This is a genomic window from Microvirga sp. Mcv34 (assembly GCF_024519725.1).
Lineage (GTDB): Bacteria > Pseudomonadota > Alphaproteobacteria > Rhizobiales > Beijerinckiaceae > Microvirga.
The window spans coordinates 1-15318 of the sequence record NZ_JALJRK010000049.1 but is presented as its reverse complement, the minus strand read 5'-3'; the positions used below and the strand labels follow the sequence as shown (position 1 = coordinate 15318).

General features: G+C 58.9%; 10 protein-coding genes. 6 read left to right on the top strand and 4 right to left on the bottom strand.

Annotated elements, in window-relative coordinates:
• Positions 1 to 4 precede the first annotated feature (4 nt).
• Positions 5 to 1759, bottom strand: coding sequence for a methyl-accepting chemotaxis protein (locus tag OC446_RS21160; RefSeq protein WP_262030993.1), 1755 nt, complete (start codon positions 1757 to 1759; stop codon positions 5 to 7).
• A gap of 990 nt (positions 1760 to 2749) precedes the next feature.
• On the opposite strand from OC446_RS21160, the gene OC446_RS21155 reads away from it, so the two are divergent.
• The 4 genes from OC446_RS21155 to OC446_RS21140 all read left to right on the top strand — a co-directional run bounded on the left by OC446_RS21155 (position 2750) and on the right by OC446_RS21140 (position 8696).
• Positions 2750 to 3400 carry a 4'-phosphopantetheinyl transferase family protein gene (locus tag OC446_RS21155; RefSeq protein ID WP_262030992.1) on the top strand — a complete coding sequence of 217 codons (651 nt, stop codon included), beginning with the start codon at positions 2750 to 2752 and terminating at the stop codon, positions 3398 to 3400.
• A gap of 8 nt (positions 3401 to 3408) precedes the next feature.
• The gene (locus tag OC446_RS21150; RefSeq protein WP_262030991.1) at positions 3409 to 4449 is read left to right on the top strand and encodes a thioesterase domain-containing protein; all 1041 of its coding nucleotides are present in this window, start codon (positions 3409 to 3411) and stop codon (positions 4447 to 4449) included.
• A gap of 14 nt (positions 4450 to 4463) precedes the next feature.
• The gene (locus OC446_RS21145) at positions 4464 to 7439 is read left to right on the top strand and encodes an amino acid adenylation domain-containing protein (RefSeq protein ID WP_262030990.1); all 2976 of its coding nucleotides are present in this window, start codon (positions 4464 to 4466) and stop codon (positions 7437 to 7439) included.
• An 87-nt stretch (positions 7440 to 7526) separates the two neighbouring features.
• Complete coding sequence (locus OC446_RS21140) at positions 7527 to 8696, top strand: acyl-CoA dehydrogenase family protein (RefSeq protein ID WP_262030989.1); 1170 nt, start codon at positions 7527 to 7529, stop codon at positions 8694 to 8696.
• A gap of 125 nt (positions 8697 to 8821) precedes the next feature.
• On the opposite strand, the gene OC446_RS21135 is transcribed toward OC446_RS21140, so the two are convergent.
• The 3 genes from OC446_RS21135 to asnB all read right to left on the bottom strand — a co-directional run bounded on the left by OC446_RS21135 (position 8822) and on the right by asnB (position 13322).
• Positions 8822 to 10147: an O-antigen ligase family protein gene (locus tag OC446_RS21135; protein ID WP_262030988.1), complete on the bottom strand. Its 1326-nt coding sequence runs from the start codon at positions 10145 to 10147 to the stop codon at positions 8822 to 8824.
• An 84-nt stretch (positions 10148 to 10231) separates the two neighbouring features.
• Entirely contained in the window at positions 10232 to 11368 is a 1137-nt protein-coding gene (locus OC446_RS21130) for a glycosyltransferase (protein WP_262030987.1), read from the bottom strand.
• Positions 11358 to 13322: an asparagine synthase (glutamine-hydrolyzing) gene (gene asnB / locus OC446_RS21125; RefSeq protein ID WP_262030986.1), complete on the bottom strand. Its 1965-nt coding sequence runs from the start codon at positions 13320 to 13322 to the stop codon at positions 11358 to 11360. The genes OC446_RS21130 and asnB overlap by 11 nt, the downstream gene beginning before the upstream one ends.
• Before the next feature lie 406 nt (positions 13323 to 13728).
• Here asnB and OC446_RS21120 point away from each other — a divergent pair, with 406 nt between their 5' ends.
• Positions 13729 to 14748, top strand: a complete 1020-nt coding sequence (locus tag OC446_RS21120; RefSeq protein ID WP_262030985.1) for a GNAT family N-acetyltransferase — start codon at positions 13729 to 13731, stop codon at positions 14746 to 14748.
• A 405-nt stretch (positions 14749 to 15153) separates the two neighbouring features.
• Positions 15154 to 15318: NDP-sugar synthase (locus OC446_RS21115; RefSeq protein ID WP_262031012.1), on the top strand; the 165-nt coding region annotated here is incomplete at its 3' end.

Below are 15318 nucleotides of genomic sequence, written 5' to 3'. Positions count from 1 at the left end.
GATGTTACGAGTCCGCGCTCTGGAGTTCATCGGCCAGGGAGGCAATCTCCTCGATAGCGGCGGCCAGATCCTCGGCACCACGCGCCTGCTGCCGCGCTGCGGTTGCAGCCTGAGCGGCAGCACTTCCGGCCTGCTCGGCCACCGCTGCGACCTGTTGCGTACCTGACCGAACCTCCCGCACGGCGTTCAGGATCGTCTCCGCTCCCGAGAGGATAGCAGCACTGCCTTGCTGGATTGCCGCCACTTCCGTCTCAACCGCGGCCAGCTTCTCGACCATGAGGCCGTTCTTGGCTACCTCCGCCTCCGAAATGGCGGTGCTCTGCTCAAGATCTCGCCTGACGAGTGTAATTTGATTACGGATCTGCCGGATAAATTCCTTGATGCGGTCGGCATTCTCGGAGGCGTCCCGCGCCAGCGCGCGGATGTCGCTGGAGACAATCGCAAAGCCGCGGCCGGCCTCCCCGGTCCGGGCAGCCTCGATGGAGCCGCTGACGGCCAGCATGTTCGTCTGGACTGCGACGAGCGCAATGCCGTCGACGATCTTCTCGATGCGGCGGCTGGACTCATCCAAACCGTCCATCAGATCGATGACGGCTCGGGTCTCCTTCAGGCCATGCTCCACACCTGCAGTCATCTGCATCGTCGCAGAGCGGTTCTCCCGAAGGAGAGAAGCGAGTTCGTCAGTGCGTTGGACGGACACGACGGCGATATCCCGCGATGTTCCGGTGGCGCGCTCAATCTGCTCCATCGCGGCATTGGCCTGCTGGGTCGCGGCGGCCTGCATCTGGGCGCCTCGACTGATCTGATCGACAGCAGTCATGATCTCGCCGGCGGCGCCGGACAACTCCTGAATAGCCGCCGATAGCTCTTCGGCTGCCGATCCGACCTGCTCCGCATTGGATGAGGATGAGCCCGCGGTGTTCGCCTGAAGCTCATCGGCCAAGACGGCGAGTTCCTGAGCGGTCTGCTGGCTCTGATCGAGGGAGACGCTTTGTTGCTGCACGGCTCGCTGAGCCTCGGCGGCGGCTGCCGCCTGCTCCTCGGCCGCGCTGGCCACCTGCTCCGCCCCACGTTGTGCCTCGCGGACCGCCGCTTCGGCCTCGATGGCGGCGATGAGGATCGATTGGCTCCCCTCGGCAAGATGGGTCATATCGGCACGGATCTTGTCGAGGGCCGCCACGATGGCACGGCCAGCCTGAGCCTCGCCCGCTCCGGTTTCCGCCGTGGTCCTGATCCTCTCGGCGATCGAGCGAACTTCGGTAACGATCCCTTCCGCGAGGCCCTGGATATCCTGCGCGCTCCGTTCCGACGTGCTGGCGAGCGCCCGCACCTCGTCGGCCACGACGGCGAAGCCCCGGCCATTGTCTCCGGCCCGGGCCGCCTCAATGGCGGCGTTCAAGGCCAGAAGGTTCGTCTGGTCCGAAATTTCGCTGACTGTGTGGGTAATGTCCCCGATCGCGACAGCCTGCTTCTCGAGGAGGGCAACGACATCGACCATAGCGTTCTGACGCACTGCATTGGTCGCGACGGCCGCGATAGAAGAATCGATCTGCCCCCCCGTCTCGATTAGGCGCGTCTGGAGGCTGCCGATCTTGGTACGAGCCGCCTCCGCATGCTGCCGCGCCTCGGAGAACGCGTTTCCGAGACTCACGATCGCAACAAGGGATTGCTGCGATGCCCCTGCGGCCTCCTCGGCACCACTTGCGATCTGCTCCATCGCGCGGCGCAGTTCTTCGGCCGCAGACGAGGCCTCGGTCACCCCGCTGGCAAGCTCCTCGGTAGCCGCGCCGATCCGCTCAGCCGCCTTTTGGTGCCGGACCCGGACACGGTCGACAGCCCTTCGCGTTAAGTTCGCGCGCTGTGGCGGCGCAGCCGATCCCGATTGGGTATCGGCGTCAGCGCTCACTTGGCGATTGCCGATGTTGCCCGGAAGAGATGTCGTCTTAACCAATGCCATCGATGGCCTTCGGAGTTTCGTCACGATGTGGGGATCGACCCATCGGCCCGACCTCACGGTCTTCCCGCCGGGTCAGGTTAAAGCGGAATGGCTACGTTTATAGGTTCCGCTCGGCTTCAAGCAAGGCGCAGGGTCAAGGATTTAGACAACAAAAACAATGTTGTGTCTTGATTGTCACCCGCAGCAATTCCGCCGCGGTTGCGGCTCAACCGCGCAGTCGGACCTCTCAGGCGCTTTCCCACACCTTTTCCTTCCGGCGACCGTGGATCGGGCTCGCCCAAGAGCGGTCTCGCCGGACACGGTGCCTTGTGGTCCTTGTCCGAACCGGTCAAACGAGGATTGCAACCTATGATCAAGGCAGCTGGAAGGTCGCGAACTCTTGCGACAACCCGAGATCTTGGAGCCACCAGCCGGCGATCAGTGAGATCACCACCGATACGATGGTGGTGACCTCCTACCCAAGACATGATTTCGGTCCTGACCAGTGTATCCCTGAATTCGACCCATCCTACACACTTCAGATCGGACACATGCGGCAGTGCCGCGCAATCGACCTAACAGGTACGACGAAGCCAAGCAGGCCCGAGTACTATCAAGCAACTCTATATCTCCAGGTCCATTTACCTCCACCATTTGGTGTAGGCAGCTCATACACCCAAATATCCAACGCGTTCTACTTGCTTTGGTGGGCACTTGAATGTTTCATTAAATCACTCGGCATGAATGGAAATCCCGTTCATTGGAACGAGCTGCACTTTCGCAACACGAACCCCAAGCGATCGGATTTCACGTATGACTCTGGCTGCCGCCTCGAGGTCCGAGATCATGATGCCGGCCATGGGATGCGGCAGCTTGGACCTTCTGGCTTTAAGGCTCGATATCGCATCGGACCTTGTGCATGAGATGAGTGCGTGCCTGAGCGAGGATGAGCATCAGCGCGCAAGAGGTCTGGTTCGGGAGCGCGACCGTCGCAGGTTCGTCGCAACACGCGGGCATCTGCGCCATATCCTCGCTTCGAAGTTAGGAATCCCACCATCCGATGTCGAGCTGGAATATGGCCCGCAGGGCAAGCCCCGGCTCTCGTCACGCATGCCTTCGAAAGAGTTGCGTTTCGGCATCTCCCGATCCGAGGACCTCGCCATCGTGGCTCTCTCGAACACCCGCGAAATCGGCGTGGACATAGAGGCCGTGCATCCTATTGCCGAGGCGGACGATATCGCAGCTCTGTGCTTTTCGGTTCCCGAATACGAATCCCTTCGTTCACTCACTCCACAGGAACGCGTGGAAGGCTTTTTCCGACGCTGGACCCGGCTCGAAGCCATCTCGAAGGCAATAGGATGCGGACTAGGTCAGCTGGTCGCCTCCGATGAAGGAGATTGGGAGGCCCTCACGTTCGTGCCGGAGCCTGGATACATCGGGACCGTGGTTTTTCAGAAGTCATGAGGATACCAATGAATATTGCTGCGATGACGATTCCAGACTTTCTGTCTGATCTCGCGGGCAGAGACATCAAGGTCTGGTTGGAGGGGAGCCAGTTGCGGTGCAGTGCGCCCGCCGGTGCATTGACGTCGGAGTTCCGCGACCAGTTGCGCGAGCGGAAGAGTGAAATCATCGGGTTTCTGAACATGGCGGCGGCGGCCGCCCGTCAACAGCCATCCATCGTTCCACTGCAATCCCGCGGGACACGCACGCCCATTTACGCAGTGCCCGGGCATGGTGGCGTCGTGTTCTCGTTCTCGGACCTCTCAAAGCGCCTAGGCGACGATCAACCGTTCTTTGCTCTTGAGCCACCCGGCTTGGACGGGCGCACGGACCCCATGGATCGGGTCGAAGACATCGCTGCATATTTCGCGCGCCAGATCCTCGAGTTTCAGCCTACCGGCCCCTACATCATTGCCGGGTACTGCTCCGGTGCGTCGACGGCTTTCGAACTGGCGAAGGTTCTCGAGCAACAAGGGGCAAACGTCGAGTGCCTTGCGCTCTTCGGCCCCGTTCATCCGAGCACATATCAGGCTGCGTCCCGACTGATGCTCTTCCAAGGCAAGCGCCGAGCCGGCGCTGTCATCCATCACCTGCGCAAAGCCGTGACGATGCCGTCGATCGCAGCCTGCTTCGAGCATCTTGGCGAACGCGCGCGGTATCTGGGCACCCGCTTCAGGAACCGCAGCAACGGTCTGCGTCCCCTACTCGCCTATTTCGGAGTCAAAGGCGACAAGGTCAAACCGGATCCGGTGCTGGCACGGCGCTCGCGCCTCGAAGCGACAGCCACTACCGCTGTGCGGCGATATAGGCCCACGTCTTACCAGGGAAGACTCTGCATCTTTCTTCCCAATAAGGCTTGGGTTCGCTCCGGAGCCGCACCACTCCGCTGGCTCGAAGTAGCGCCCCACGCCGAGATCTACTACGGCCCGAAGAGTTGCTACGGCCCGCTCATGCTCCAGGAACCAGACGCACCGTCCATTGCCGAACTGTACCGTCAATCGGCCCGATGAGTTGAGGAAACCCCATGAATCAGATCCTTCCCGCTCCGATGGATAGCGTCACGCTTCCTCTTCTGAATGATCGGGATCACCAGTCCCTGGTTATCGACTATAATGCCACCGAGGCACCCTATCCATCGAGCGAGACAATTATCGAACTCCTTCGTTCTCAGGTGGCGCGCACTCCCGACGCGGAGGCGATTCGTGACGGTTCCGAAACGCTGACTTACCAGCAACTGAACGAGCGCTCGAACCAGGTGGCCGCGTACCTCGCTTCATCCGGTGTCGGACCGGGCCGCTGCGTGGTTGTTCTCATGGAACATTCCATGGAAGTGGTGGTTGCGATCCTCGGTATCCTAAAGTCCGGCGCAGCGTATGTGCCACTGGATGCCGCGACACCGAAGGGTCGCATCGCAAGGATCCTGAAGGATATTGCCGACGGCACGGGCGAGGCGCCGACGCTCGCAATTACCCAATCGCATCTTCAGTCCAACCTACCGCCAGCACTTGTCGACGTATTCGTCCTCGACGCCGAATTCAAGTCGATTTCAGGCCAGCCGTATGCCGACCATCCATCCTCGGCGACCCCGGACGGGACGGCCTACATCATCTTCACGTCCGGATCGACGGGCGTGCCCAAAGGCGTAATGATCAGCCATCGGAGCTTGGTCAATTACATTTGGTGGGCTGCCAGGGTCTACAGTGCTGGCGAACGTCTGGCTTGGCCCCTCTTCTCGTCTCTCGCGTTCGACCTGACCGTGACGACTCTTTTCACCCCCCTTGTCACGGGGGGACGGATTGTCGTCTACCTCGGCGATCCGGGGGCACAGAGCATGGTCGTCCTCAAGGTCGTCGACGACAATGCTGTCGACATCGTGAAGCTTACGCCCGCTCATCTCGCCATGATCCGCGATCGGAATCTGCGGGCGACGCGGCTCCGTAAGTTCATCGTCGGAGGGGAAGACTTCAAGACCGAGCTGGCCCGTGACATCACGCAAGCCATTCCCCACCCCGTCGAGATTTACAACGAATACGGTCCGACAGAAGCCACGGTGGGCTGCATGATCCATCGGTTCGACATCGTTCAGGACCAGCATCCGTCGGTGCCGATCGGCGCCCCGGCCGCCAATGCCGGAATTTACGTCCTCAACGAGATTCATCAACCGGTCCCACCGGGCGTCATCGGAGAAATGTTCATTGCGGGAGATGGCCTCGCGAAGGGCTATTTCAATCGTCCTGATCTGACCGGTGAGCGATTCCTGATGACCACGGATCCGCGCGATGGAACGTCCAAGCTGCGAATGTATCGGACGGGAGACCTTGCCCGATGGAGCTCTGATGGGCGCCTCGACTTTCTGGGCCGTGCGGACCATCAAGTGAAGGTCGGCGGCGCGCGTGTGGAACTGGGTGAGATCGAAGCCCGGCTCATGAAACATCCGCTTGTCCACGATTGTGCCGTCATTGCAACTGCCGCGTCAGCGGCGAAGCCTGCTACGCAGGTGCGCTATTGCGAACGCTGCGGTGTCTCGTCGGACATGCCTGGCACGACGTATGACGAGAACGGCGTATGCAATCTGTGCCAAGCATTCGACACGTACGTCGATAAGGCACAGTCCTACTTCAGGACGCCGGAGGATCTTCAAGTTCTGATCTCCGAGATGCAGGCGAACCGTAAGGGTCCTTACGACTGCATCGTTCTCCTGAGCGGTGGAAAAGACAGCAGCTTCATGCTTTGCAAGCTTGTCGCCATGGGCGTGAAACCGCTCACGTACACGCTGGACAACGGCTTCATCTCGGATGACGCCAAGGCGAACATCCGACGGCTTGTGAACGGCCTCGGCGTCGATCATCACTGGGGGAGCACACCCCACATGAACGAGATTTTCGTGGACAGCCTGAAGCGGTTCGCGAACGTCTGCAACGGCTGCTTCAAGACGATCTACACCCTTGCCACCAATTACGCGCGCGAGAACGGTATCGGCTACATCGTAACCGGTCTCTCTCGCGGCCAGTTCTTCGAGACGCGGCTGACCGAGGAGGTATTCAAGCGGGACGATTACGATCCGTCTCGTCTGGACGCACTCGTGGCCGAAGCCCGCAAGGAGTATCATCGCCGGGAGGACGCCGTATCACGCTATCTCGACGTCGATGTGTTCCGAAACGACTCGATTTTCGAGGAAGTCAAGTTCGTCGACTTCTATCGGTATTGGAGCGTTCCTCTCGAGGATATGCTGGAGTTCCTGAAAACTCAGGCGGGTTGGAGCAGACCGTCCGATACCGGACGTTCCACGAACTGCCTGATCAACGACGTCGGGATATACATCCATAAGAAGCAGCGCGGATATCACAACTACGCCCTGCCCTACAGCTGGGACGTTCGGCTAGGCCAGAAGACGCGTGACGAAGCCATCGACGAATTGAACGACGACCTCAACGTGCCGCGCATCAAGGAAATCATGGCACAGATCGGATACATCGAGCCGCTTGCCGCTGAGGACGGCATCGCGCGTCTCGTTGCCTATTATGTCTCACCCGAAAATGTGAGCGTCGCAGATCTACGGGCCCATCTCGCAGAGGAATTGCCGGATGCGATGATGCCAACGCATTTCGTTCGATTGGATCGCTTGCCGCTAACGACCAACGGGAAGGTTGATCGAGCCGCCCTTCCCGAACCGACGGGAGACAACATCCAGCCGGTCGAGGATTTCATCGCACCGTCCACGGAAACCGAGAAGACCTTGGCCGCTCTATGGTGTGACCTTCTCAAGGTCGAGTCGATCGGACGGAACGACAATTTCTTCAACCTTGGAGGGCATTCGCTGCTTGTCATGCGCGCGGTGTCTCGCCTGCGGGAGACCTTCGGTGTCGATGTGCAGCTCCGCAATCTCTTCGAGCGGCCAACCGTAGCCGGGTTGGCCGAGGTGATCGACGGGATGCTCTGGATGGCGGAGGCAAGCGCGCCCGCGACAAGCGATGGTCCCCGCGAGGAGATCGAGATCTAAGACGGAATAAGACTTTAGTTCGCCATCATGGAGCGCCTCCATGATGGCGACGTCATGTCAGGATCTGCAGTGGATCGGATAAAGTGTATGGACAACACCAGGGGACTCGCACGGGGAACTGGGCTACCGTGGGCAGGAGGAGAATATGAGCTCCTGCGCCACCAGGTGCGCCGCTTCGTCGAGAAGGAAATCAAGCCGCATGCGGATCGCTGGGAAGAGGATGGGTTCATTCCACGTCCCGTCCTGCGCCGGATGGGCGAGCTGGGCTTCCTAGGTATCCAGTACCCGGCTGAGTATGGCGGTGCCGGGATGGATGTTGTTGCCTCGACCGTGTTCGCAGAGGAGCTCGGACGCTCGACCTATGGGGGCGTCGCCATCGCGACGTTGGTGCATACCGATATGGCCTCCGTGCACGTCTTCCATCAGGGGACCAAGGCGCAGCGCGCCCGCTGGATGCCGGGAATCATCACCGGTGAGGTTATCACCGCAGTCGCCATCACGGAGGCGGATGCAGGATCGGACGTCAAGGCCATCCGCACGCGTGCCCGGCGGGACGGAAGCGACTACGTCCTCGACGGCGAGAAGCTCTACATTACCAATGGCGTCTATGCGGACCTGTACTGCGTTGCCGCCAAGACCGACCCTTCGGCCGGAAGCCATGGCATCTCGATGTTTCTCGTCGAGAAGGGAACGCCGGGGCTCAAGGTAGCCCGCGCCCTCGACAAACACGGTTGGCGCTGCTCCGACACCGCAGAGCTCGTCTTCGAAGGCTGTCGCATCCCTGCCGAGAACATGCTCGGAATGGAAGGACAAGGCTTCTACTCGATCATGGGCAATTTCCAGAACGAGCGTCTCGTCCTAGCCGCCATGGCCATCGGGGCGGCTCAGGCGGCGATCGACATGACGCTCGCCTGGGTTCGAACACGTCGGGCGTTCGGAGGTGTCCTGTGGGACATGCAGGCCATTCGTGAACGTCTTGCCATGCTCTCGACCAAGGTCGAGGCCGGCCGCCAGTTCCTATACGCTACCGCATGGCGCATGGCCGCGGGCGAAGATTGCATGCGCGATGTCTCGATGGTGAAAGCCTTCTGCGGCGAACTTGCCAACGAGGTCATGTATTCGTGCGTCCAATTTCACGGCGCAATGGGTTTCATGCGCGAGAGTCCCATCGAACGTATGGCACGCGATGCGCGGGTTCTGTCGATCGGGGGCGGTGCGACCGAGGTGATGCTGGACGTGATTGCATCGCTCTCCTGACCTAGAGCCGGGAGCGGGCGCCAAGGATCCAGGCTTCAGACCGCTAAGACCCGCTCCCTCTGACTAATTGCGCAAAATCCGGATCATCCAAACAACCTGACTTGGCTGAGCTCGCGCCGCCCCACCTACGTCGCGAGGACAAGGGCATCCGTGTGACCGGGAGCGAAGCGCCTCTGGGCCACCTTCTCTCGAGCAGCGAATGTAGCCACGGCAAGAGTGATCGCTACGATCGCGTCAGTGAACCGCAGCAAGAGGACGTCATGTCCAGCGGTCATCTGAATGATGAGCGTCATCGTAAAGCCGAAGACGATGCCGCGATACTTCGAATGTCGCGCCGCGATCACAGGCCAAATGAGAAAGCCCATGAAGATAAGGAACGGGATCAGGCCGCTTTCCCCCAGAATTGTCAGAAATGTATTGTGAATGCCCAGCCACCTGTTCGTTTCAAGGCCGTTCAATACCTTTCTGATGCCACCCTCCATGGCATGGAACTCGCCCAGTCCGGCTCCCCAGGGAAAGACATGCTTTATCTTCTGAAGTCCAAAATCCACAAGGACGGTCCGACCCGTGGTCGTTCGCGCGCTCACCTCTCCTCCCACCAGGTTGAACACGTCCGCCAATCTCTCGCGCTGGTCCCATGAGAGGCGAAAAAGATCGTGCTCGTAAACGAACCAGAGGCCGATGATGCCGCTTGCCGCCGCCACAGAAAAAAGCAGCATGGTACTCAATGAGCGTCTCGTCAGCACGAAGGCTGCGGCCAATACCAAGCCGCCCAGCATAGCGGCCTTTGAGAACGTCATCACAAGAGCGATCACAGCGATCAAAACTTGGGCCGACCTCCAGACGAAACTCCTCGCAGGGAGCGCCACAACCAGGACCAAGCAGTACAAGGCGGCCGTCGCGGCTTGGTTCGGGTTCTCGAAAATTCCAGATGCACGCTCCATTTCGTCACCAGGCCCTCCGTAGATCGCATCGGCTGCGGACACTGCCTGGTAGTGTTGCAGTGTACTTGAAAAGATCGTGCCGACGCAGGCGATCAGCGTCAGGTACTTGAAGACGACCAGCACAGAAACCAGTCGTGGCTCATCGAGCGAGACGAGCCAAAAATACAATGCGGACACCAACAGGAATGTAACAAAATACAGTCTGATATAATAGGGATCGATCAAGATCGTTTCCATCCGAGGCACCGATCCCATGACCAGGTAGGACAACATCGTCGTGGCAAACAGCATGTAGATGAATGAAAGGTGCCGCAACCTAGCGTACTGGACGACGAGGATGAGCGTCAGCGCGAGTGCAAGCGGCGACAGCATCTCGGCCTCGCCGATGAACATGGCGGCCACCGCATTCAGGTTCAGTCCCGTAAACATGAGAAGGCCCAAGCCGACCGGATTGAGCCATCGACTTTGTGGAATCTGTGAATCAAACATTCCAATACTGGCTGCCACCCATTCGACTCCTCATTCGCTGCCGGACCGGCCGGCTGCATATCCCCATTCACGCACGACGCCGTCTGCCGGCGACATGAGGCCTTAGCTGATGGCCTGAATGAACCTCTCGTCCGCAGACTGCTGGAGACCTATGCCAGCCAGCGCACTCTCATATTCCCCAACGATGTGCTCAACATCGAAACTGCTGACGGCATCGGGCTGAACTCTCGAGCGGCCGCCACCCGCACATTTGTCGATCTCGCGAGCGAGCGCAGAAGCACTGTGATCGACAGCGACATGGCAGTCCGGGACGTTGCTCAAGGTCGATCTCAGGCCGGCCACGGGTGTCGCGATCACGGGGGTGCCACACGAGAGGGCCTCGAGGACCACGTTCGGAAACCCCTCGAACCGGGATGACAGGAGAAAGGCGTCAGCCTGCGCAAAGAACGGATATGGATTGGGCGTGTATCCGAGCAAGCGCACCCGATCCTGCAAATTCCGTTCTTTGATGAGACGTTCCAGGGAGTCGCGCAGTCTGCCTTCGCCGAGAATCGTCAGAACGACATTCTCGTTGCGGCAAAGGCCAACAGCTTCGATGGCGACATCGAAGCCTTTCTGATCCTCGAGCCGCCCCGCAGCCACGAGATTGAAGCTGTCAGGATCAAAACCTGTGTCCGTCACGTGCCGTGCTCGACTTCGAATGAGATCGACATCAAGCGGATTGTGGATCACCACCGCCCCCTCGCCTCGCCAACCGAGCGCGCGTCGGTAATCCTCCTCCATCGCGCGCGACTGGAACACGACGAGATCCGCCCGGCAGACGGCAAACCTATGAAGCATCTGCCAAACGAAAGGCCGCCGCCGTGTCTTCAGTTCGGCACTGAAAAGGATAGCCGGACGGGCAACAAATGCGGTCTGCTTCGGCCAGAAGTGCCGAGTGGATCCCAGCGCGACATTCAGATAGTCGATCGTCGAGAAGACGATGTCGGGCTTCAGCTTCCAGATAAGTTTTGCAGCCCTTGTCAGGGCGAATCGGAGCCGTCCGGTATCTAAGTCGTATATCCCGATATCGCTCGGGAGTTCGCTCGCGAGAACAGCCCCCTTCTGGTTGATGACGGCAAGGGACACCTCGAACCTGTCGCGAGACAGGTTCTTCAGCAATGTCAAAATGACTCTCTCGGCGCCTCCCGCAGCCAAGCTCGGAAGGAAGAACAGGATGCGAACCTTCTTAGCGGCCATAGCACGCCTGCCATGAACGCAACATCAGAACACGCCAGAGATGGTCCGCATAGTTCCATGTTCCGGACTGATGATCGTCCCACATCCGTTTGATGGCTTTCTCATTCAGGAAATCGTCCTGCACGTCGCGTGAAAACAGCAAGTCTGACGCCCAGGCCTTCAAAGGACCTCTCAACCATGTGCCGACGGGCACCCCGAAGCCCATCTTCGGTCGATCAATGATCGAGTTCGGCACGAAGGAGTTCAGGATCTGGCGCAACGGCCACTTCGATTGGCCGTTCCTGACCTTGTACGAGGACGGCAGGCTGAAAGCGAATTCCACCACTCGGTGATCGAGCAGCGGCAGCCGGGTCTCGAGGCTGACCGCCATAGCGGCCCTGTCCACCTTCGTTAGAATGTCCGTCGGAAGATAAGTCACCGCATCCATTGCGGATACGAGTGTAAGAATATCACGTGCGTCGGATATTGGAAACCTTGAGGCGCCGATATGACGGTGCGATGCTTCCTTCAACAAGGAACTCCAGTAATCCGGTCTGAACGAAAAGGCCATATATCGGTGAGCGGGGTTGTCGAGAGCGAACATCTCGGCCAACGCTCCGAGGCGATTGGCAGCAGCTTTCGGTGAACGACCGACTGGGAGCGCCCGCAGCCGCATGATGGCGGAAGGCGAGTTGAATGCAACCAACAGTGCACCGAACAGCGGCTTTCCGGGGATGCGCTCGATAGCGGCTGCCGTTTGCTGCCGCTTATACCCGCAGAAGAGTTCATCTCCCCCGTCGCCACTGAGGGCCACGGTGACATTCTGCCGTGTCATCCGGGAGAGGATCGCCGTAGGAATTTGAGAACTGTCGCCGAACGGTTCATCCCATATCTCGGCCAGATGGGGGACAACGGAGAGCGCGTCGGACGGAGTGACGGTTAACTCATGGTGATCGGTACCGAGACAATTGGCCACTGCCTTGGCATGATGAGCTTCATTGAAACCCGCTTCCTCGAACCCGATCGTATAGGATTGAACATTGCCGCTCGATACGGACTGCATGAGCGAAACGACCGTGCTGGAATCGATACCTCCCGAAAGGAATGCACCGACTGGAACATCCGCCATCATCTGCATGCGGACAGCGTCCGTGAGAATGTTCCGGAGTTCCTCCACTGCATCTTCGGGCGTTCCACGAAACGGATCGCGGTTCAACGCTGTCTGAAGAGACCAATAGTATTCGGTCGCCATCTCGCTTGACGCCAGAGGTTCCTTCATCCCGAACGTGAGCAACTGCCCTGGCTCGAGCTTGAAGATCCCATCGTAGATCGAGTAGGGAGCCGGGATCGCCCTTTGGTAGAAATATTGCCAGAGAGCGGTTTGGTTGATGGCGGGAGAGAAGTCCGGAATGGTTTGAAACGCTTTAAGCTCAGACGCGAAAACGAACATGCCGTTCGTGTGCCCGTAGTAGAGAGGCTTCTCCCCCAGGCGATCCCGCGCGAGTGTCAGTGTACGTTCCTGCCGATCCCAGAGGCCGAAGGCAAACATTCCGACACATCGTCCGAGTGCCTGTCGAACCCCCCATCTCTCAATGGCGGCCAGCAGGGTTTCGGTATCGGACCCACCTCGCCAGCCTCTCTGGCGTCTCGAAAGCTCGTCATTAGGGTCAGAGAAGTGGCCTGCTTCGCCATCCTCTTCTAAGGACTTCCGAATGTCCTTGTGATTATATATTTCGCCGTTGAACACCAGGACGTAGCGTCCACTCTGGGAAATCATCGGCTGATGGCCGGCCGGCGACAGATCGACGATGCTCAGGCGCCGGTGGCCCAACGCGACTCCGGCTGATCGATCGATCCACTCGCCGTGGTCGTCCGGCCCCCTCGCCACCAGGGTCGAGGTCATTCGCTCAAGAAGGGGACCCGGCTCCGTCCTGCAATGGCGAGGCGAGAAAAGAAACCCAACGATGCCACACATGATCTTCCCTTAGAATGGTCCCGGAAATCGTCGGACGCTTGCGGAGTTTGCAGCCTCTCTCAGGTGACGAGCTCACACTCTGGCCGACGCAATGCGAAGATATCATCATCGCGCCATCACTCCGGCGGATCATTCTAGCTAGCGGAATTCCAGTCGAGGTACCTCCAGGGTGTCGGGCGGTTCGAAGAGATTGACTTTGTTAATATGAGCCTAATGCCAAAGGAGATGCTGCTTCCGCCTGCGTCGATCTCACCGGAGTCACCCAGATCGCCAGGCGCATTCGGTGTAGGTCTAGGAATTTGGTGTAGTCGTCGCTGACGTCGGCTGGACCTAGCACTGAAGTGCATGGATGATCCGCTACACGCGCCATAGACGCGATGGACGATTTCATTTCCGGCGGCATTAGATGAAATTCACGAAAATTCCATACGATCTCGTCGATTGGGAACGCCTCGACGCGTTTGAGGATCGTACCTTCTCGCAGAGGAAGGCTTGGCTGGACTTCGTCTGCGAAACCCAGGGCGGCGAGCCCGTCGTTGCCGCGCTGACGGACGGCAGCCGTACCCTCGGCTTCTTTTCGGGTGTGCGCATCAAGAGGATGGGGTTCAACATCATGGGGAGCCCATTCCCGGGCTGGACGACACCTTACATGGGACTGAATCTGGAACCGGGATTCTCGCGAACCGCAGCCGTCTCCGCTTTGATCCCCTTCGTGTTTCGCGACATGAAGTGCCATCATCTCGAGATCTCCGATCCCTTCTTAGACCGCGAGGACATGGTCGAACTCGGTTTCCATCTTCGAACGGGCCAGACATTCCGTAGCGACCTGACCCTTTCCGAGGACGAATTGTTCGGCCGGATGGATAGTGCCTGCCGCCGTTGCATTCGAAAGGCGAGCAAAAGCGGCGTCATAGTCGAAGAAGCTGCTGCCGAGGGATTTGCCGCCGAATATTATCAGCAGCTTCTCGACGTCTTTGCCAAGCAGGACCTCAAACCAACTTACCGGCAGGAGCGCGTCGAGGCTCTCATCAAGCATTATCACAGCACGGGAAATCTCCTCCTTCTTCGAGCTCGCAACTCCGACGGACAGCAGATAGCAACGGGCATCTACCCGGGATTCAACAAAATTTCTTTCTTCTGGGGGAATGCGAGCTTCCGGGAGCATCAACAGGTCCGTCCAAACGAGACACTCCACTGGCACGCGATGCAGCATTGGAAAAGGCGAGGAATAGAAGCTCACTACTGGGGAAATGGCGGCGAGTACAAAAAGAAGTACGGAGGCGACCAGGTTCCGTTCATGGAGTTCCGTCTTTCGCGCGGTGCGGCCACCGCCGTCGCTCGCGACGCGGCCAAGGCGATCTACTTCTACAGTCGGAATGTCAGAAAGCACGTAGTCGCGCTGACGAGATCGCTCCTCGCGGTCTAGTTCGGGCGGCGAAAATCCTAGCTGGGAACTTCAGTTGCAAGCATCTCGGGAGGCATGAGAGGGGCAATGGAGACGTGGCGCTAAACTTATTTTCCATGGTGCTATCCCAAGTGATATCCAAGGATCTTAAGTTTTACGATAGCGAATACATCCGTATCACTGGTCTGCCTCTAGAGTTAACTCGTAATATGGGCCCTCATTTGCTATGCTCGCTAAGCCTGCAATGCTATCTTTCAGTGGGATTACAGAGAATTTCGCAGTGAGACCGCGGTGAAATTTGCTTCCGATAATTCATGGGTCCGGACGGACGCCACCGAAGTCCTGGATAGCGACAATCACACGAACACGTGAAGCGGCTCATTCCGTCGAAAGCAACATGTCAGATTGGACGAAAGGGAGGCACGGATGAAAGCCGTCATTCAGTCGGGAGGAAGAGGAACGCGCCTAAGGCCGTACACATCGGTATTGCCCAAGCCTTTGATGCCGATTGGCGCAAAGCCCGTTATCGAACTTCTTCTCAAATGGCTGCGGCGGAACGGGATAGAGGATATCTATATCACGACCGGGTAT